This is a genomic window from Serratia sp. DD3 (assembly GCF_000496755.2).
The window spans coordinates 96,330-116,156 of record NZ_AYKS02000071.1 but is presented as its reverse complement, the minus strand read 5'-3'; the positions used below and the strand labels follow the sequence as shown (position 1 = coordinate 116,156).

The window sequence follows — 19,827 nt, the reverse complement described above, 5'->3', positions numbered from 1 at the left end:
ACCATGCTGACAGAAAAGGCCCCCCATCCAGCATTTAGCTATCTTATTTATTTAGGGTGTGCTGTTGCTTTTTTTACCATTCCTTTCGGTTCCAACATTGGGCGTGATTTTTTTTATATCTCCAGTTACCTCTCATTGATTGTTATTTTCCTGCACGCAAAGTACTTCTTCAGAAACAAGATGAACCTAATTTTACCTATGCTTTTTTTCTGCGTAGGGATAGGATCCATTCTCTGGATGAGCGATTTTAAGCAACCAGGTGACTATATCAATATTTACCGCTCATACTTATCAACCGGAAAGTTACAAATAGCTACCGCATTTCTTTTACTGTTCGCACTGAATGAACGCCTTTGTATGCAGCGTGCATTTATTGTCGTGGCTTTAAGTTGCGGTTTGGCTGTCAATGGCTACGCACTTTATCAGGGATTGATATTAAATATTCCACGTATTGAACTCAACTTTGATCGCGCCACTGTCGTTGCCTATATTATGACCGCCATCAGTCTGGTCATGATGCAAGCCATTCTGATGTTACAAACTCGTTACCGCCTGATTTTATATGTTTTGGCTTTCTTGCTCACGTTCTCCAGTATCATCCTAACCGGAACAAGAGCTGCCATGTTGGTCTATCCTCTTGCGTCCATCTTATCGCTACTAGCAACAACAGAGTTAATATCTAGAAAACGCAAAATCCAGTTGGTAATCTCAATCCCTTTATTACTGCTAGTGAGTGGTGTTGTCTTCAAAACACAGATAGAAAAACGTATTAGTGATTTTAAAACCGACATACAAAGGATTGACCAACCCAAAGTGGAGAATTCAATTATTTCCAGGCTAAGTATGCAGGTCGTGGCTATACATGCTGGATCAGATGCACTATGGGGCCAATCCGCAGAGTTACGTGGCGAAAAAATCCGTACCATTGTCGCGCAAGAGCCCCAGCTATATGGAGCCATGCCCTATATCAATGTCCATCTACATAACGAATTACTGGAAACCTTTTCTCTTAAAGGTCTCTGGGGGGCGCTATGTTTACTGGCACTCTATATTGGTCTGTTTGTCTCGTCGCTGAGACCTCACCGCAATGCATTACTGCTAGGAATAAGTTTCAGTCTATTTGCTTACGGACTCAGCGATGTCGTTTTCTTCAGTAAGGAAGGCACCGTTATATTCTGTCTAGCGATTATTGCCAGTGTACTTTCCGTGAAAAAAAGTCGGGAGCCAACAGCATGAACCTGACATCACCTCTGCTTAGTATTATTGTTCCATTCTACAATAATGAGGATTTTATCATCGATAGTTTGGGGTCATTATTTGATCAAATTCGTGATGATATTGAAGTAGTAATTATTGATGATGGCTCGACAGATTCATCCTTTGTATTGGTCAACGAGTTTCTACTAAAAAAACAACATCCCTTAGTAAAATTTATTTCTCAGACAAACGGTGGTATTGCCAATGCCCGCAACGTCGGGTTACAAAATGCCGGTGGGCGCTATGTCACTTTTCTGGACGGAGATGACATGCTATGTACTGATTATCTGGCAGTTTTATACCCATTACTGCTCGAAGACCACGAGGATTTGATTGATTTCAACTATCAGAAATTCACCGTTTCTCCCTCTGTTTTACCCACAAATCAGCAGGTCAAACACATCGTGTACGACTTTCAACATCAAGGGCTGGATTGTCTAAAACCGCTATTTGCCAACTCGATGTGGCATCTTTGGAGTCGGGTTTATCGGCGTACATTGCTAGCAGGAGATACTTTTGAAAATGGGCGGCGCTATGAAGATGTTATCTTCACACCTTTCCAATATTTCAAAACCCGAAAAATTGCCCATATTGACCATGCGCTCTATCTATATCGCGATAATAACCAAGGGATCACCCGCAATATCAAGGCTAAAGATATTGAAGACATGCTGTTTGCGATGAAAAAAATGCTGCAATTTGTGGCACAACACCAAGGTGATGAACCGCTACGACAATTGGCTGCATTGATGCTCGCCAACTGTTTCTCCGAGGTGAAGTCCATGTCAAAAATAGTTTACGGCTATTATCACTATGAACCAGAGACCCTAAATACTCTTCGTCAGGCGGCCATGATATGCCAAGATAGTGACGTCCCGGGAAAAAAAGTCCGCCAAATGCGTTATGCACGAGTGGATACTTTTCTATCGAAAATGCGTTGGTGGCTACGCACCATCATACCAAGACGTTTCTAGCTTCTTATCAAGAGTTCAAAGACATATGAGCCACAATCTCATCATAAACACGCTGTGGCTGAATAACCCCCACCGGTCCATCAACCTCCAATGGCATGGTATAACCCGTTCGAGAAAGATGAATAATTCGGTGCAACTCTACATCCTGAATTGGTCCGGTAGACCGAGGATCAGCCGTCACAAATAAACTTATCGTCTTGGTTTTCAATGCAATCGCCAAATGCAAAGGCCCCGTGTCCCCAGATACCAGTAGATCGAGGCTATCAATTAATGTCAACGTTCCCTGTAGCCCAGTCTTACCTATCTTATTATCAACACAAGTCCGAGTATCAGGATGAATAAGCTGCAGGAACTCTTGTGCTTTCTTTTCATCTTTTTGCCCTGCACCAATCAACACAAAGCGCACATTTTGATATTGGACAGCCAACATATCCGCCAACTTGGCAAAGTGACCAACCGGCCAACAACGAGACTCTGTAGAAGCCCCAAGTTGAAATCCAATTGAGCAAAATTCGATGTTTCTAATGCCTGGCTTATAGGGGACAGGAATTTCCATAGTCGGATCGTCACAACGACACCCTAAAATGGAAATCAACTCCAGTTTTCGGCGGATAAAGTGCCCATAATAATGAAATACATAGTTGGTCAACCAAGGTTCCAACCCACATATCCCTGAACTATAGTTATCTCTGATGACATATTTTGCACCGGCCATAATGGCACTGATAACGTCATAAGGTAGGTGTGAATGCAGGATCAGAGCCAGGTCCGGCTGATGTTGCCGCAATGATTTCAACAGAGGGCCGATGGTCTTTATTTTACTGTTCCAGTAAATCACCCGATCATAATAGCGACCATTTTCTACTAACTCGCTATTTTTTTCATGTACTACCAGTGTGATATGTGCGGCAGGATAACGTTCACGCATCGCTCTCAACACCGGGGTATTGAACATGAAATCCCCTAAAGCTGTCGTGGAATAAATAACGATATTCTCGAACTGCATTTTGCTGTCAAAGGTCGCTTTATCCTGGAAACGACCATACTTCGCGGTATAACGTCGCAAGAACCAATCAGCAGCCTTGATTTTCCACTTTTTCGACATGTTAATTCACTTTAACCTGATAATATTCAGCCAACGTCATACCCACCGTGCGTTGCTGTAGCCAATCAAATAACTGTTCTAAATCCCGATACAAGGCTTCAATATCCTGCTCGTTTTTAAAGGTCGGGCTACCACCGGGCATAAACTCGGAAGAGTGAAGCATAAACTCAACATAATCATGCCCTTGTGCCAGCGAATTTTCCGCCACTCGCTTCATTTTTGCCAGATTATGACCGGATGGCCGCAGCCAATCTACTGATGGTGAGCGTTTTTTACCGCGAAAACGATCATAACCTTGCTTGAGCAAATTCATCAACGCAGAGTGTTTATACTGAATACTCATAGGAACTTCCAGCAACATCGAGTTACCGGGTTTGGCAATATTGGCTGGGTCAATAAAATAAGCCTGAGAGGGAAAATGGCGATAATCAGTTCCGCCGTTACCTTGGGGATTGCCCGGTGAATACTGCCAGTTAACCCGTGGAGTGACCGAACAATCTACCTGATAGCCATATTCCAGCAAAAGTGACGCATAAAACTCATTAAACGCCCAGCGCCCGGCACGGTGGCTGCGCATCTTGGTTTGAAAGGTATCTTCCAGCAACTTAGTCATATGATCGACTTTGGCACGGATCTGATTAGCGGGATATTCAATCAGATAAGGCTTATGGCGCCAGTCATTGTCAGTCAGTGGCTCAAGTGGGGGGCTGTTCCAGGCATGCAGATGCATACCCACTTCGGCGGTGCCGCGGGCAATCACATCACGGGCAAATTCGATATAGTGCGCATCCACTGCCATCTCATAATTGGTTAGATAAACTGGCTTGAACCCATATTTTTCACACAGCGCTTGAAATCGCGGCAAAAAACGGCTGTTCTCGGTCAAAATACGATCATGATTTTGCCAAAGGTTATCGCCTTCAGTATCAATGGTAATAAGAAACGCTGGTACGCTCATAAAGATACCTGTTGTTGTGCAAGCAGCGGGCTGATACTCATAAGGCATACATGTTACGCAGCTGATTTCTTCAGGGCAAACAACTTTGTCATCAGACTGTCCGAGGCTTTGATCGTCAGGGGAGATTTTCGTTATCGGTAAGAAAACTTGGCAATAGTAGCAACATACGATTAGGTCATTTAGAATCACACTTTGGTTTCACTGAAAGCGACTTATGATGAACGACGCGTTAGCCTCGGCTTCTGCCACGCCAATACAGCATATTCTGATCATTAAACTGCGCCATCACGGCGATATGCTGCTGACTACCCCAGTCATCAATACTTTGCGACAGAACTACCCCCAAGCCCAGATAGACATATTACTATATCAAGAAACGCAAGATATGCTGGCCAGCAACCCGGCACTATCACAGATATTTGTTATCGATCGCCAATGGAAAAAGCAGGGCCTCAAAGCTCATCTCAGCCATGAGTGGCGTTTGATCCGTCAGCTCCGAGCCCAACGATACGATCTGGTGATCAATCTTGCCGATCAGTGGCGCAGCGCGCTACTTTCACGTTTAACGGGGGCGCGCATCCGCCTGGGGTTCGATTTTCCCAAACGCCGAGGTTTTCTGTGGCGCCATTGCCATAGTCGATTGGTCTCGGTGGCTGAACATCAGCATCTGCACACTGTTGAGCAGAACCTTTCATTGCTGCAACCGCTCGGTTTACCGAATCTCAGCCAGCAAGTCACCATGAGTTACAGCGCGCAAGACTGGCAAGCCAGCCAACAACTTTTACGCCAGCATGGCATCAAGGATAGCTATATTGTGGTACAACCCACGTCACGCTGGTTCTTTAAATGTTGGAGTGAAGAAAAAATGGCCGCTACCATCAGCGCACTACAGGCTGATGGACACCAATTAGTGATAACCTCCGGGCCCGATACCAAAGAGCAGCAGATGGTCAAGCAAATACTGGAGCTGTGCCCACAGCCAGGTATCGTTTCCCTGGCAGGGCAACTGACGCTGCGGCAGTTGGCTGCACTGATTGATCACGCCAAACTGTTTATGGGTGTCGACTCTGTCCCTATGCATATGGCAGCAGCATTACAGACGCCTTGCGTGGCGCTTTTCGGGCCATCAAAATTGACATTCTGGCGCCCTTGGCAAGTCATCGGCCAGGTAATTTGGGCGGGGAACTATGGCGAACTGCCAGACCCTGATGCGGTTAATACCCGCACTGATGAGCGTTACCTCAACATTATTCCTACAGACGTGGTGATTGCAGCCGCGCGGAGCACCCTGGCATGAAAGCATTTCGTTTGGCGATTGTTCGCCAAAAATACCGCCCAGATGGCGGGGCAGAACGTTTTGTTTCCCGGGCACTGGAGGCTCTCGAGCAACAGGATCTGGATCTGAACGTTATCACCCGAGAATGGCAAGGTGATGCCAATCCGCAATGGCATATCCATCTGTGCAATCCGATGAAATTTGGCCGTATCAGCCGCGAGCGTGGTTTTGCGCAGGCCGCTAGAGCCTTGTGGCAAAAAGAGCATTTCGATCTGGTACAAAGTCATGAGCGCATCCCTGGCTGCGATATTTATCGTGCGGGTGATGGTGTACACCGCCGCTGGCTGTTGCAGCGAGCACGCCTGCTGCCGGAATGGCGGCGCAAATGGTTATTCTCTAACCGTTACCATCGTTATGTCATGTGCGCTGAACGCGCCATGTATGCCGCACCTGAGTTAAAAGCGGTGATTTGTAATGCCGAAATGATCAAGCAAGAAATTATCGACGACTTTAGCGTCCCTGCGGATAAAATCAGCGTGATCTACAACGCTATTGATAACCAGAAATTTTTACCTGCGGGTGAACAGCAACGGCAACAACTGCGCGCGCAATTTCAACTTCCCCAACAAGCACACTGCCTGGTCTTTGTCGGTTCCGGTTTTGAACGTAAAGGTCTGGCAGCAGCCATCCGTGCGGTAGCCGCAACAGAGAGTTATCTATTGGTCGTGGGTAAAGACAAAGCCGAGCAACGTTACCGAGCACTGGCGCAGTCACTGGGTTGTGGCCACCGAGTGCGCTTTATGGGCGTGCAGCAACAAACCCTGCCGTTCTACCAAGCTGCAGATGCTCTGCTGCTGCCAACCTTATACGACCCCTTCCCCAATGTAATCCTGGAAGCGATGTCATGTGGATTACCGGTGATCACCAGTACCACCTGCGGTGGAGCCGAGTTTATCACCCCAGGTGCAAATGGATTTGTCAGCGATGCACTGGATATTCGCGCGCTGACCGAAGCAATTGATGCATTACCTCGGCAAGCGTTGGGGTCCGCCATGGGAGAAACGGCAAGGCAGCGTATTATGTCGGCAACACCGACACAACTCTCAGAACAACTTATTGCACTCTATAACCGACTGCTGGATTAACTATGCGTATTCTGATGATTATCGACGGTCTGCCTGGTGGCGGGGCAGAAAAGGTAGTACTGACGTTATGCCAAGGCATGCAGCAAGCAGGGCATGACATCAGCCTGATTTCACTGCGTGATATCTGTAACTATCCCATCCCTGCTGGGATTAATTATCAAGTGATTCCCGACACCTGCAGGACACCCTGGCGCAAATTGACTGAGCTGTCACGTCGTGCTGCCATGCTGGACCGAACAATTAGTACCAATGAACAGCAAAAGGGCCGTTATGACCTGGTGTTCTCTAACCTGCATAAGACGGATCGTATTGTCAGCCGTAGTAAAGTGATTGATCAGCAACGTCTCTGGTTCTGCATACACGGTATTCTTTCCACTTCCTATCTGGGCCACCGAGCTGGGCTGGATCGCTGGTTAAAGCGCCGCAAGATAGCAAGTATCTATCAGCACAAAAATATTGTTGCCGTCTCACAGGCGGTAGGCCATGACCTGCATCAAAATTTAAGAATTGAGCCCAATCGATTGGAAATAATCAACAATCCTTTCGATATCAAAGCAATAGAACAAGAAGCCGCCGAGCCCTGCATGTTAGCAGGCAAAGATTATCTGATACATGTAGGCCGTTTCCATCCACACAAGCGCCATGACCGCTTGCTGAAAGCCTATGCGCTCTCCGGTATTAAAGCCCCTTTGGTATTACTGGGTGGCGGAGAAGAAAAAATAGTCGAAGAGACAAAACAGTTAGCGCAAGAGTTGGGGATCCATGAACAAGTACAATTTCTTGGTTTTCAGGCCAACCCCTTCCCATTTATCAAACACGCGCGCATGTTGGTGCTTAGTTCAGACAATGAAGGTTTCGGCAACGTACTGGTTGAGGCATTGCTGTGTGCGACTCCAGTGGTTAGCACGCGTTGTCCCGGTGGGCCGCAGGAAATCCTGGAAAAAGCAGGTATGAGCAATGCACTGGCCGAATTAAATGAAAAATCTCTAGCGGAAAAGATGGCAAACATTTATGCCAACCCTCCCGAAATTAATCATCAACAATTATTAAGTTATGGTCTAAAACCTATTTGTGAACAATATATTGCATTAAAAAAATAAACATAGGCAGGGTTGGCCTGCCTTTGCTTAAAACTATTTTAACTGTTGCATTTTTTGCCAAACCTCTTCAACCGGAATATCAGCACAGTTACCACTCGTAGCCTGTATTATCTGATAATCATCCGACCAAGGATGCCATTCTTCCGGTTTGGTCTCACCAAAAAATACCACCTGCTTTTTATTCAATGCCGCAGCCAAGTGCATTTGACCACCATCACTGCACAACACCAGATCGCACAAATCAAATGCGGCTAGCAACTCACGTACCGAGGCGGTGGGATACAGCGCCACTCGCGGATTTTGACACTGCATCAACAACTGTTCAGCGCGTTTATCATCACCAATATCATCTGGAGCCAACGTACCCGGCGGTGACCAAAAAATCAGTACCGAGGCATGATGATCCGTCGTTAAGTGACGAATAATCTCAGCATAGCGCTCCAGTGGCCAACTACTCTTTACTCTGCGGTTACTGAAATGCACAGCATAGAGATGCCCACTGCTGGCAGGTAACAATGCCTTTAAACGTTGCCTGGCGATATGACGCTCTTCATCGGTTAGATAGACACGCACAGGTGGAATCGGAATAACCTTATCCGTTATTGCCGACAAATAGCTAAAGGTACGTTCTACCTGATGTTTACCATGAAAATTAGCTGATTTAAAAGGATGATGAATGTCGCTGGTGCCTAAATCAGCACCGATAATCTTTTTAGCCCCAATCATTTTTGCCATGCGTAAGCTATACTTGCAAGGCTCTGGATTAGCGAGGATCACTGCATCAAATTTTATTTTTCTTAACTGCCAGAGCATCATTAACCGTTGAAAATAGACACCCAGTGTTGTCTCATTCTTGGCTTTATGTTTCGCCTTTTTATACACGAATACCTTTTCAAGGTGGGGGTTATGCTTCACCACGTCTTGGCTGACTTTATTGATCAACAGATACAGTTTTGCATCAGGGTAGGCAATTTTCACTCCTTCAATCAATGGAGTGGTACAAACCAAATCACCAATATTGTCACGGCGTATAATTAAAATATTCTTCATTCCAAACCTATCAGCCAAATCTTGTGTCAGTCGTCGCCAGCGCTCTTCAAACCACCAAACTAGCACCTTTCCGTGCTGGATATGATACTATTCAGAATAACGCATATAAATGAAATTGATAGCATGCTGCTTCGTGTATATCAGGTACTACTCTACCTTATCCAACCTCTGATCTGGCTCCGTTTGCTATGGCGTAGCCGCAAAGCGCCTGCCTATCGTAAACGCTGGGCTGAACGCTACGGTTTCTGCGCCGGAAAAGTGGTGCCGGGCGGTATTATGTTGCATTCAGTTTCCGTTGGCGAAACCCTGGCCGCAATCCCGTTAGTTCGAGCGCTGCGTCACCGTTATCCCTACCTGCCGATTACCGTCACCACCATGACACCAACCGGCTCTGAGCGTGTGCAATCCGCCTTTGGTAAAGATGTTCACCACGTCTATCTCCCTTATGACTTGCCGGGTTCCATACGCCGTTTTCTCAAGCAGGTTGAGCCTAAGCTGGTGATCATCATGGAGACCGAACTTTGGCCAAACCTAATCAATGGGCTGTATCAACGCCAAATCCCGTTGGTCATCGCCAATGCTCGCCTTTCTGCACGCTCCGCAGCAGGCTATAAAAAAATTGGCGGATTTATTCAAGATATCCTGCAGCATATTACCTTGATTGCCGCTCAAAATCATGAGGATGGTGAGCGCTTTCTTGCCCTTGGCTTAAAACGCTCTCAACTGGCTATCACCGGTAGCCTTAAGTTCGATATCTCGGTGACACCAGAACTTGCCGCGCGGGCCATTACGCTACGCCGCCAATGGGCACCACGCCGTCCGGTGTGGATCGCCACCAGCACGCATGAGGGTGAAGAAACCTTGTTGCTCGAGGCTCACCGCAGGTTATTGATCACCTACCCGAACTTATTACTGATTTTGGTACCACGCCATCCAGAACGCTTCCCTACCGCTAAGGCACTGGCACAAAAAGCGGGTTTTAGCTATATCACTCGTAGCAGTGGTGAGATCCCCTCCGGTAGTACGCAGGTGGTGATTGGCGATACCATGGGGGAGTTGATGCTGCTGTATGGCATTGCCGATTTGGCTTTTGTTGGTGGCAGCCTGGTGGAACGTGGGGGGCATAATCCCTTGGAGGCTGCTGCGCATGCCATTCCGGTCCTGATGGGGCCGCATACCTTCAACTTCAAAGATATCTGTGCCAAGCTCACCGAAGCGGGGGGACTTATCACGGTCAATGATGTCGATGCTCTGGTAAAAGAAGTAGCGACATTACTGACTGATGAAGATTACCGCCATTACTATGGCCGTCATGCCGTTGAGGTGTTGTATCAGAATCAGGGAGCACTGCAGCATCTGCTACAATTGCTGCAACCCTATCTGCCGCCACGGAGTCACTAAATGAGCGACCGTAAACGTCTTTCGGTTGTGATGATCGCTAAAAACGAAGCCGAGCTGTTGCCTGAGTGTCTGCAATCGGTCTCTTGGGCTGATGAAATCATCGTTCTCGATTCCGGCAGTACAGACGGTTCTGTCGCCTTGGCGGAAAGCCTCGGTGCTAAAGTATTTATGCATACCGAGTGGCAAGGTTTTGGCAAGCAACGCCAAAAAGCGCAAAGCTACGCCACCCATGATTACATTCTGATGATCGACGCCGATGAGCGTGTCACGCCAGAACTACGCCAATCGATTGAACAAGCGCTGGTAACTGCAGAAGACAACGTGGTCTACAGCCTTGGGCGCCGCAACCTGTTCCTTGGCCGCTTTATGCGCCATAGTGGTTGGTACCCAGATCGGGTCAATCGGTTGTATGCCAACGCCCATTATCGTTACAACGATGATTTAGTTCACGAGTCACTCAATACGGCGGGCGCCAAAATTGTGCCATTAAAAGGTGATTTGCTACACCTGACCTGCCGCGACTTTTTTGCTTTTCAGCGCAAACAACTGCATTACGCCGAACAGTGGGCTGCCCAGCGCCATCAGGCAGGTAAACGCTGTGGTTACTTGTCGATCCTTACCCACACCTTGGGAGCCTTCTGCAAAACCTGGTTGCTACGGGCTGGTTTTCTTGACGGTAAACAAGGCTTGCTGTTAGCCATGGTCAACGCGCAATATACTTTCAATAAATATGCCGCACTGTGGGCATTGGGACGTAACGTTACCCAATAACCCTCAAGATACAGCCATGCTGCTTCTTGAAGGTCGTTAGGTCTATTCAGAGAATATGAGTGATGAGCAGCAAAGCAATCTATCCTGGCACTTTCGATCCCATGACCAATGGTCATCTGGATTTAGTCACGCGCGCCTCAAAGATGTTTGATCACATCATCTTGGCTATTGCCGCCAGCTCGAGCAAAAAACCTCTGTTTACGCTGGAAGAGCGCGTAGCCTTGGCTACACAGGTAACCGCGCATCTGGATAATGTTGAAGTACAGGGTTTCAGTGAGCTGATGGCACACTTTGCCGCCCATCAGAATGCCAATATTCTGGTACGTGGCCTGCGCGCCGTGTCTGATTTTGAATATGAATTACAGTTGGCAAATATGAATCGCCACCTGATGCCACAGCTTGAAAGCGTCTTTTTGATGCCATCGGAACAGTGGTCATTCATCTCTTCAACACTGGTGAAAGAAGTCGCTCGCCATGGCGGTGATATCACCGCCTTTCTGCCTGATGTCGTTGCCAAGGCATTAATGGAAAAACTCGCCAAACAGTAATCAATGCTGGCAGTTGCGGCAGAAAAAGGTGCTGCGCTGCCCGTGTTTTGTGCTATCAATCAAGGTACCACAGACGCGGCAGGGCTCTCCTGCTCGGCCGTAAACCTGCAGTTGTTGCGCAAAATACCCAGGTTTGCCATCTGATTGCAGAAAATCACGCAATGTCGTGCCGCCTTGTTTAATGGATTGTAGTAAAACCGCCTTGATGGTTGCTGCCAACAACTCTGCCTCTGCTTGGCTTAATGACCCTGCTTGACGACCCGGCAAGATCCCCGCACTGAACAGTGATTCACTGGCATAGATATTACCCACCCCAACCACCAGTTTGTTATCCATCAACCAAGGCTTAATCAATGTGCGTTTGTCGCGGGATTTCTGGTAGAGATAAGTACCATTGAAAGTTTCGCTCAACGGCTCCGGGCCAAGATGAGCTAACACCGAGCTCTGCGCAAGATCTGCACACCACAGCCAGGCACCAAAACGGCGCGGATCGGTATAACGCAGGATCATGCCATTGCTCATCACCAGATCAACATGATCATGCTTACCGGCTTCAGTCTCCTCTGTCAGCATGCGCAAACTGCCAGACATGCCTAAGTGAACAATAATCCAGCCATCATCTAACTCAATCAGCAAGTATTTAGCACGGCGTTGCACACTACGTACCAACCGATCACTCAATGACAGGATCTGTTCTGAAACCGGCCAACGCAGGCGAGAATTACGTACCACCGCATACTGAATGTGGTGACCAACAAGATAAGGCTCAATGCCACGGCGGCTGGTTTCGACTTCAGGTAATTCAGGCATACCAGGCTCCTTCTCTGCTTTTGTTACTCCAAGCTACAAGGGATATCGGCGACAACAACTTGGCTTACTGAGTGATACAACGAAAAAAACCCGGCCTAGACCGGGTTTTTATTATAATCCACTAAAATTATTTAATTTTAGCTTCTTTGTAGAGCACGTGTTGACGGACAACTGGATCGAATTTCTTCAGTTCCAATTTTTCCGGCTTAGTACGCTTGTTCTTCGTAGTGGTATAGAAGTGACCAGTACCAGCAGAAGAAACCAGCTTGATCTTCTCGCGAACACCTTTAGCCATGATTCAGTTCCTTAATACTTCTCACCACGGGCACGTAGATCGGCCAAAACCGTCTCAATACCCTTCTTATCAATAACACGCATACCTTTAGCAGATACACGCAGAGTGACAAAGCGCTTCTCAGCCTCAACCCAAAAACGGTGTGAGTGCAGGTTAGGCAGAAAACGGCGTTTAGTCGCGTTCATTGCGTGGGAACGGTTGTTACCGCTCACCGGGCGCTTGCCAGTAACTTGGCAGACTCGGGACATGTCTATTCTCCAAAAATCAAATCAGCTCGAGCTCAAAGGGGTATGGCCGCCTCGTCAGGCTTTTAGAGCCCATCTCAGCAAACTTCATACTGAGGAGACTCTCGTCATCAGGTCAGAAACCACACATCAGGTCAGAAACCTGCTGAGATAGGCTCTTAACGCCAAACCCAAGATTCTCAAAGGTGGCGTAGTATACGCTCTGAAGCGTAAGTGCTCAAGTCCCGAACAAATAAAGATCCCACAAGGATCGCGAAAAAGTGACTTAAAGCCATCCACGCTCAGCAAAAGAGACGCATTCTCCCCGGCCAATCACCACATGATCGAGCACTCGGATCTCCAATAATCGGCAGGCATTGACCACTTGCTCGGTTATTGAACGGTCAGCGTGGCTAGGTTCCGCCTTACCCGATGGGTGATTATGCGCCAAAATGATGGCCGCTGCATTAGCCTTCAACGCTTCACGCACAATTTCTCTTGGGTGCACGACGACACTATTAATGGTACCAGCAAACATCTCCTGATGGCGAATCACCCGGTGTTGATTATCCAAAAAAAGCACTAAAAAAACCTCCCGTTCGTGATGAGCCAGCAAACTATGCAAATAATGCTGGGTAATTTTCGGATTGAGTAGAGCATTCTCCAACAGATGGGGGCCAGAAAATAACCGGAAAGCCAATTCAGAAATCGCCTGTAGCTGTGTATACGTCGCTATCCCTAACCCTTTCTGGCTGCAAAATTGTTGGTAATCAGCCGAAATAAGGTGATACAGCGAGCCAAAATGTGCCAATAACTGTTCAGCACGTTGTGAAACATGCACGCCTGGTGAACCTGTTCGTAAAAAAATTGCCAACAACTCGATGTCAGACAGCGCCGCCGCACCATCACGCATCAGTTTCTCTCTGGGCGCCAGAGCCCCTGGCCATATAGACATATCTTGACTACTCATCGCCTCCTCCCTGCAAGCCACAGAGTATGCCTCGAGGGATTTTGGACTGCGACAGGTGCTTGATAACATTGCGATGCATAGCGAAAACCACCATGCAACTGGCTGCATACACAGCAGAATCGCGCTCCCTGGCAGTGGTTATGCTAATATGCTGCATCTTTAGATTTTCAATCGGACAATCATGATGACGGGACTTTCCGGTAAACATATTGTGCTGGGTATCAGTGGCGGTATCGCTGCTTACAAATGCCCAGAGTTGGTACGGCGACTGCGCGACAGGGGGGCAGAGGTACGGGTGGTAATGACCACCGCCGCCAAAGCATTTATTACCCCACTGACACTGCAAGCGGTTTCCGGCCACCCGGTTTCCGACGATCTCCTCGACCCTGCGGCGGAAGCTGCCATGGGACATATCGAATTAGGTAAATGGGCTGATTTGGTGATCCTGGCTCCCGCCACCGCTGATCTGCTGGCTCGTATCACCGCCGGTATGGCTAACGATTTGTTAACCACCGTCTGCTTGGCAACCGATGCCCCCATCGCCGCAGCCCCGGCCATGAACCAGCAAATGTATCGCGCAACCGCCACCCAAGCGAATCTGCAAACCTTGCAAGCCCGTGGTTTGCTATTATGGGGGCCAGATTGTGGCAGCCAGGCTTGTGGCGACGTTGGGCCTGGGCGCATGTTGGACCCTCTGCAGATCATTGAACTGGCAGAGAGCTATTTTTCTGCGCCACAAGATCTGAAACAATTAAAAATTATGATTACCGCGGGTCCTACTCGCGAGGCGCTGGACCCAGTGCGCTTTATCAGCAACCACAGCTCCGGCAAAATGGGCTTTGCCATCGCCCATGCTGCTGCTGCTCGTGGTGCACAAGTGACGTTAGTGGCCGGGCCGGTAAACCTGCCAACGCCCCCTGGCGTAACTCGTGTGGATGTCATCAGTGCACTGGAAATGGAACAAGCAGTAAAGCAACAGGTCGAACAACAAGATATTTTTATTGCCTGTGCCGCCGTCGCTGACTATCGGGCAGAGCAGGTTGCCAATGAAAAAATCAAAAAACAGGGTGATACCATCACCCTTAAAATGGTAAAAAATCCCGACATCGTTGCGGGTGTTGCCCTGATGAACAAAAATCGACCTTTTGTCGTCGGGTTTGCGGCAGAAACCCAGAATGTGGAAGAATACGCCCGGCAAAAACTGGCGCGTAAAAAACTGGATTTAATCTGCGCTAACAATGTATCGCTTGCAGAGCATGGTTTTAATAGTGATACCAATGCACTGCATCTTTTTTGGCAAGATGGAGAAAAACGCCTCGCCCATAGTGACAAGGCATCCCTTGGCCAACGTTTAATAGACGAGATAATCAGCCGTTATGATGAAAAAAATCGACGTTAAGATCCTCGACCCACGTATCGGTCAAGATTTCCCATTACCGACCTATGCTACCCCAGGCTCTGCTGGTCTTGATCTGCGCGCCTGTCTGGACAGTGCTGTCGAGTTGGCACCCGGCGAAACCACTTTACTCCCCACCGGTCTGGCGATTCATATTGCCGATACCGGTCTTGCCGCAGTGATCCTGCCGCGCTCGGGTCTGGGCCATAAGCATGGGGTGGTACTCGGCAATCTGGTTGGCTTGATCGATTCCGATTACCAAGGCCAATTAATGGTGTCGGTATGGAACCGTGGCCAGAAATCTTTCACCATTGAACCCGGTGAACGCATCGCACAAATGGTGTTTGTGCCAGTTGTACAAGCGGAGTTCAATCTGGTGACTGAGTTTGATAGTAGCGAGCGTGGAGCCGGTGGTTTCGGCCATTCGGGACGCCAATAGGGTTGCTCTATCTTAAGATGATCACTGAAAACCTTGCTGCCCAAAAGAGGAAGACATCTCTATGGCAAGGTTTACCCGACAATAAAATACCGAATACCAGGTCACACGCAGAATCATTGTCGGAGAAACTTTTGGCTTATATCCAGGTTGATTCAAATTGCCCGACAGCAGTTTGAAAGACGGTGGGTGTCGGCTGTTTTAGCAAGGGTCTTATTACACATGGCAGAAAAAGAAAATACCAAAAGGAATCGGCGCGAGGACATACTGCAGGCGTTAGCCCAGATGCTGGAATCCAGCGATGGCAGCCAGCGTATCACCACAGCCAAGCTTGCCGCGAACGTAGGTGTCTCTGAGGCAGCCCTTTACCGGCACTTCCCTAGCAAGACACGAATGTTTGATAGCCTGATCGAGTTTATTGAAGACACCCTGATAACGCGCATCAATTTGATCCTGCAGGATGAAAAAGAGACACTCAACCGTCTGCGCCTAATTATGCTACTCCTACTTGGGTTTGCTGAGCGCAATCCAGGCCTGACACGTATCATCACCGGGCATGCACTGATGTTTGAGCAAGATCGCCTGCAGGGTAGGATCAACCAGTTGTTTGAACGTATTGAAGCACAGCTGCGTCAGGTGCTGAAGGAACGTAAACTGCGTGAAGGGAAAGGCTTTAACGTTGATGAAACGTTGCTGGCCAGCCAATTATTGGCATTTTGCGAAGGGCTATTTTCACGCTATATCCGGTCTGAATTCCGCTACAGTCCAACACAGGATTTCGATGCCCGCTGGCCACTCCTGGCAGCACAGTTGCAATAATCTTTTGAAGTAGCGCTACTTAAATAGTGATGAATGAGGTGCCGGGGTTAACCCGGCATCACTCTTTATACTCCGTACTGTTCGCGATACGCCCGCACCGCTGCCAAATGTTCAGCCATCTCCGGTTTCTCTTCCAGATAAGCAATCAGCTCCTTGAGCGTAATAATTGAGATCACTTTACAGTGATAATCGCGCTCTACTTCCTGAATTGCCGAAACATCAGCACGGCCGCGCTCTTGGCGATCAAGGGAGATCAGCACCCCAGCCAAAGTGGCATGATGAGCCTGGATAATCTCCATTGACTCACGAATCGCCGTCCCTGCGGTGATCACATCATCCACCAGCATCACCCGCCCTTGCAGTGGACTCCCCACCAAAGTGCCACCTTCGCCATGATCCTTGGCCTCTTTACGGTTAAAGCAATAAGGCATATCTCGGTCATGATGTTCCGCCAGTGCGACCGCGGTGGTCGTAGCAATGGGAATGCCCTTATAGGCTGGGCCAAACAGCAGATCAAAATCAATACCAGAATCCACCAAGGCTTCAGCATAGAAACGCCCTAATAACGCCAGATCGCGCCCGGTATTAAACAGGCCAGCATTAAAAAAATAAGGGCTGGTACGTCCCGATTTCAAGGTGAACTCACCGAATTTCAGTACCTGTTTGCTAAGCGCGAATTCAATAAACTGGCGCTGATAGGCTTTCATGACTCACTTTCCTCGTCTGAACTGTAATGTTTATGCTGTGGTTGCAAATTTAAGTTGTAAAAAAGGCGACTTCGTCGCCTTTGAAAAATTATTCTGCCAACGCCGCTTTCTGCGCTTGAAAGATGGTTTCGATACCCCCACGGGCCAATGCCAGCAAGGCCAGCAACTCATCATGGTTGAACGGCTCACCTTCAGCGGTCCCCTGCACCTCGATCATGCGGCCATCTTCCATCATCACCACATTCATGTCGGTTTCTGCTGCAGAATCTTCAACATATTCCAGGTCGCATAACGCTTCACCATTAACGATGCCCACCGAAACTGCCGCCACCAAGCCTTTCATCGGGTTGGTTTTCAATTTCCCTGCAGCAACCAACGCATTCAGCGCATCGGCCAGGGCCACACAGGCACCTGAAATTGAAGCGGTACGGGTGCCACCATCGGCTTGCAATACGTCGCAGTCCAAAGTAATGGTGAATTCACCGAGTTTTTTCAGATCGACAGCAGCCCGTAGTGAACGTGCAATCAGGCGCTGAATTTCCAACGTGCGCCCACCTTGTTTTCCTTTCGCTGCTTCGCGCGCATTACGGCTATGGGTAGAACGCGGTAACATACCGTATTCAGCGGTCACCCACCCTTGCCCCTGACCTTTCAGGAAGCGTGGAACGCCCTCTTCGACGGTGGCGGTGCACAAAACTTTGGTATCGCCAAACTCGACCAGCACTGAACCTTCAGCGTGTTTGGTGTAGTGACGGGTCATTGTCAGGGGGCGAATTTGTTGTGGTGCTCTGCCTGCAGGACGCATGGGCTGTTTTCTCCGGCTTCTTATCAACAATTTGAGGCGTATTATACGAGCTTCGTGACGTTATGCCTATCCTGCCCTCAGGTGCAACGCTATAATCAACGCATCTTTAGCTATTACAGGGTAAGCAACAATGATCCGCAGTATGACCGCCTATGCCCGGCGTGAAATCAAGGGCGAATGGGGTAGTGCAGCCTGGGAGCTACGCTCTGTTAACCAGCGCTACCTTGAAACCTATATCCGCTTGCCGGAACAATTCCGTAGCCTTGAGCCGGTGATCCGCGATCGTATCCGTGGCCGCCTGACTCGTGGCAAAGTGGAATGTAACCTACGTTTCGAACTCGACCCAAGTGCACAGAGCTCGATGATCCTGAACGAAAAGCTGGCAAAACAACTGGTTGAAGCCGCCAACTGGGTGAAAATGCAAAGCGATGAAGGGGAGATAGACCCCATCGATGTATTGCGTTGGCCTGGTGTCATGTCCGCAGAAGAACAGGATCTGGATGTCATCAGTGAAGAGCTGATGCAGTTACTGGAAAATACGCTCGACGATTTTATTACGGCACGCGAAAGCGAAGGTAGTGCACTGAAAGGCATGATCGAACAGCGGCTGGAGGGCGTAAACACTGAAGTGGCAAAAGTACGCACCCAGATGCCCAATATCCTGCAATGGCAACGTGAACGGCTGGTCAGTAAGCTGGAAGAAGCGCAAGTGCAATTAGAAAACACACGTCTTGAGCAAGAACTGGTGCTAATGGCACAACGCATTGACGTTGCAGAAGAGCTGGACCGTCTGGAAGCGCACGTCAAAGAGACGTTCAATATCCTGAAGAAAAAAGAAGCGGTGGGCCGCCGTCTCGACTTTATGATGCAAGAATTCAATCGTGAAGCGAATACCTTGGCCTCAAAATCAATCAATGCGGAGGTCACAGCCTCAGCCATTGAACTAAAGGTATTGATTGAGCAAATGCGTGAGCAAATCCAGAATATCGAGTAATCATTCAGGAAGCATCAACAAGCCGCATAAATCCAGAATGCCCGCATAACAGCGGGCTTTTTTGTTATCATGAGCTAGCATAAAGAAGCAAGAAAGCACACTATTGCCATGTACCTCGCTTTGCCCCTCAAAAATTGGTCGAGATCGCCTTAAAATGAGTTTGGCCTGATGACTTGAACCAGCCTTGGCAAGATGTATCAATTTACCAGGCAATTCGTGACGGTATGGATCTTGCCCCATATCGGAGTTTTATTCTGTAAAATGACCATGGCCACGGCGAGTCGATAACAAAAAACTCTGAGAGGTGGTATCGATGCGAAAGAATCGGCGTGAAAAGGCTGCGCAGCACACGGCAACGATTACCGGCACAATCGCCAACACACCCAGGCGCATAAAGACACGAATGGGCCGAGTTATGGCCGCCGCCACAGTGCTGGTGGAGTCGGACAAGCCCAACCCGTACCCGATGCAGGTAATCGGCTTTGTCTGTTGGCGCTGGGATTGATGATCCACCGGCGGAGTTAACGGTTATCAGATAACGGTGCATACAGCTTCTCCGTCAAGAGTTTCCTACTCTAATGAACTCCACCAATCTCATAACGGATAAGGAACAATTGATCACGGATAGGCTTAACGTCATAACGGATTGTAGATCACTCGCCTTCTTACCACACAAGGCTACCCACTTAAAAAACTGTTCAAACATACAGTTATATTTTTAATTTGGCGTTTTAATGATCCTTCCTGGACTTTCTTATCACTTAAACTAGGGTAAGATACGACCAA

Annotated in this window: 22 protein-coding genes; 12 read left to right on the top strand and 10 right to left on the bottom strand. The window is 48.4% G+C overall.

Annotated features, from left to right (window positions below):
- The first annotated feature begins 3 nt into the window (after window positions 1-3).
- Together IO95_RS12990 and IO95_RS12985 are read left to right on the top strand one after the other, a co-directional pair.
- Window positions 4-1,236 carry an O-antigen ligase gene (locus IO95_RS12990; RefSeq protein WP_037384823.1) on the top strand — a complete coding sequence of 411 codons (1,233 nt, stop codon included), beginning with the start codon at window positions 4-6 and terminating at the stop codon, window positions 1,234-1,236.
- Window positions 1,233-2,231, top strand: coding sequence for a glycosyltransferase family 2 protein (locus tag IO95_RS12985; protein ID WP_037384826.1), 999 nt, complete (start codon window positions 1,233-1,235; stop codon window positions 2,229-2,231). Before IO95_RS12990 ends, IO95_RS12985 begins: the two co-directional genes overlap by 4 nt.
- Before the next feature lie 7 nt (window positions 2,232-2,238).
- On the opposite strand, the gene IO95_RS12980 is transcribed toward IO95_RS12985, so the two are convergent.
- Both IO95_RS12980 and IO95_RS12975 read right to left on the bottom strand, forming a co-directional pair.
- Window positions 2,239-3,336: a glycosyltransferase family 9 protein gene (locus tag IO95_RS12980; RefSeq protein ID WP_037384828.1), complete on the bottom strand. Its 1,098-nt coding sequence runs from the start codon at window positions 3,334-3,336 to the stop codon at window positions 2,239-2,241.
- 1 nt (window position 3,337) lies between these two features.
- On the bottom strand, window positions 3,338-4,294 hold the full coding sequence (locus tag IO95_RS12975) for a polysaccharide deacetylase family protein (protein WP_037384831.1): 957 nt from the start codon (window positions 4,292-4,294) through the stop codon (window positions 3,338-3,340).
- Between the two features lie 214 nt (window positions 4,295-4,508).
- Here IO95_RS12975 and rfaQ point away from each other — a divergent pair, with 214 nt between their 5' ends.
- The 3 genes from rfaQ to IO95_RS12960 are packed head-to-tail and all read left to right on the top strand — an operon-like array spanning window position 4,509 to window position 7,815.
- Window positions 4,509-5,591: a putative lipopolysaccharide heptosyltransferase III gene (rfaQ, locus tag IO95_RS12970; protein ID WP_023492585.1), complete on the top strand. Its 1,083-nt coding sequence runs from the start codon at window positions 4,509-4,511 to the stop codon at window positions 5,589-5,591.
- Entirely contained in the window at window positions 5,588-6,715 is a 1,128-nt protein-coding gene (locus tag IO95_RS12965) for a glycosyltransferase family 4 protein (RefSeq protein ID WP_023492584.1), read from the top strand. The genes rfaQ and IO95_RS12965 overlap by 4 nt, the downstream gene beginning before the upstream one ends.
- A gap of 2 nt (window positions 6,716-6,717) precedes the next feature.
- Entirely contained in the window at window positions 6,718-7,815 is a 1,098-nt protein-coding gene (locus tag IO95_RS12960; RefSeq protein WP_023492583.1) for a glycosyltransferase, read from the top strand.
- Window positions 7,816-7,848: 33 nt separating this feature from the next.
- On the opposite strand, the gene IO95_RS12955 is transcribed toward IO95_RS12960, so the two are convergent.
- Entirely contained in the window at window positions 7,849-8,865 is a 1,017-nt protein-coding gene (locus IO95_RS12955) for a glycosyltransferase family 9 protein (RefSeq protein WP_037384833.1), read from the bottom strand.
- 123 nt (window positions 8,866-8,988) lie between these two features.
- Between IO95_RS12955 and waaA the strand changes: the two genes are divergently transcribed.
- The 3 genes from waaA to coaD all read left to right on the top strand — a co-directional run bounded on the left by waaA (window position 8,989) and on the right by coaD (window position 11,585).
- Window positions 8,989-10,266, top strand: coding sequence for a lipid IV(A) 3-deoxy-D-manno-octulosonic acid transferase (gene waaA, locus IO95_RS12950; protein WP_023490035.1), 1,278 nt, complete (start codon window positions 8,989-8,991; stop codon window positions 10,264-10,266).
- On the top strand, window positions 10,267-11,037 hold the full coding sequence (locus IO95_RS12945; protein ID WP_023490034.1) for a glycosyltransferase family 2 protein: 771 nt from the start codon (window positions 10,267-10,269) through the stop codon (window positions 11,035-11,037).
- A 62-nt stretch (window positions 11,038-11,099) separates the two neighbouring features.
- On the top strand, window positions 11,100-11,585 hold the full coding sequence (coaD, locus tag IO95_RS12940) for a pantetheine-phosphate adenylyltransferase (protein ID WP_023490033.1): 486 nt from the start codon (window positions 11,100-11,102) through the stop codon (window positions 11,583-11,585).
- On the opposite strand, the gene mutM is transcribed toward coaD, so the two are convergent.
- The 4 genes from mutM to radC all read right to left on the bottom strand — a co-directional run bounded on the left by mutM (window position 11,586) and on the right by radC (window position 13,869).
- Window positions 11,586-12,395: a bifunctional DNA-formamidopyrimidine glycosylase/DNA-(apurinic or apyrimidinic site) lyase gene (gene mutM, locus IO95_RS12935; RefSeq protein WP_023490032.1), complete on the bottom strand. Its 810-nt coding sequence runs from the start codon at window positions 12,393-12,395 to the stop codon at window positions 11,586-11,588.
- Window positions 12,396-12,522: 127 nt separating this feature from the next.
- A complete protein-coding gene (rpmG, locus tag IO95_RS12930; protein ID WP_002208990.1) occupies window positions 12,523-12,690 on the bottom strand; it encodes a 50S ribosomal protein L33 in 168 nt (55 codons plus the stop codon).
- 11 nt (window positions 12,691-12,701) lie between these two features.
- Entirely contained in the window at window positions 12,702-12,938 is a 237-nt protein-coding gene (rpmB, locus tag IO95_RS12925) for a 50S ribosomal protein L28 (RefSeq protein ID WP_004931195.1), read from the bottom strand.
- Between the two features lie 262 nt (window positions 12,939-13,200).
- Window positions 13,201-13,869, bottom strand: a complete 669-nt coding sequence (gene radC / locus IO95_RS12920; protein WP_200874164.1) for a DNA repair protein RadC — start codon at window positions 13,867-13,869, stop codon at window positions 13,201-13,203.
- A 196-nt stretch (window positions 13,870-14,065) separates the two neighbouring features.
- Here radC and coaBC point away from each other — a divergent pair, with 196 nt between their 5' ends.
- The 3 genes from coaBC to slmA all read left to right on the top strand — a co-directional run bounded on the left by coaBC (window position 14,066) and on the right by slmA (window position 16,535).
- The gene (gene coaBC, locus IO95_RS12915; protein ID WP_023490030.1) at window positions 14,066-15,283 is read left to right on the top strand and encodes a bifunctional phosphopantothenoylcysteine decarboxylase/phosphopantothenate--cysteine ligase CoaBC; all 1,218 of its coding nucleotides are present in this window, start codon (window positions 14,066-14,068) and stop codon (window positions 15,281-15,283) included.
- Window positions 15,261-15,719 (top strand): dUTP diphosphatase, encoded by a 459-nt coding sequence (dut, locus tag IO95_RS12910; RefSeq protein WP_023490029.1) that lies wholly within the window; start codon window positions 15,261-15,263, stop codon window positions 15,717-15,719. Before coaBC ends, dut begins: the two co-directional genes overlap by 23 nt.
- Window positions 15,720-15,938: 219 nt before the next feature.
- The gene (gene slmA, locus IO95_RS12905) at window positions 15,939-16,535 is read left to right on the top strand and encodes a nucleoid occlusion factor SlmA (protein ID WP_023490028.1); all 597 of its coding nucleotides are present in this window, start codon (window positions 15,939-15,941) and stop codon (window positions 16,533-16,535) included.
- A gap of 65 nt (window positions 16,536-16,600) precedes the next feature.
- Here slmA and pyrE read toward each other — a convergent pair whose 3' ends face one another.
- On the bottom strand, window positions 16,601-17,242 hold the full coding sequence (gene pyrE, locus IO95_RS12900; protein WP_023490027.1) for an orotate phosphoribosyltransferase: 642 nt from the start codon (window positions 17,240-17,242) through the stop codon (window positions 16,601-16,603).
- A gap of 88 nt (window positions 17,243-17,330) precedes the next feature.
- Window positions 17,331-18,047: a ribonuclease PH gene (rph, locus tag IO95_RS12895; protein ID WP_023490026.1), complete on the bottom strand. Its 717-nt coding sequence runs from the start codon at window positions 18,045-18,047 to the stop codon at window positions 17,331-17,333.
- A gap of 130 nt (window positions 18,048-18,177) precedes the next feature.
- Between rph and IO95_RS12890 the strand changes: the two genes are divergently transcribed.
- Complete coding sequence (locus IO95_RS12890) at window positions 18,178-19,041, top strand: YicC/YloC family endoribonuclease (RefSeq protein WP_023490025.1); 864 nt, start codon at window positions 18,178-18,180, stop codon at window positions 19,039-19,041.
- A gap of 249 nt (window positions 19,042-19,290) precedes the next feature.
- On the opposite strand, the gene IO95_RS25220 is transcribed toward IO95_RS12890, so the two are convergent.
- On the bottom strand, window positions 19,291-19,554 hold the full coding sequence (locus IO95_RS25220; RefSeq protein WP_152554916.1) for a hypothetical protein: 264 nt from the start codon (window positions 19,552-19,554) through the stop codon (window positions 19,291-19,293).
- Between the last annotated feature and the right edge of the window lie 273 nt (window positions 19,555-19,827).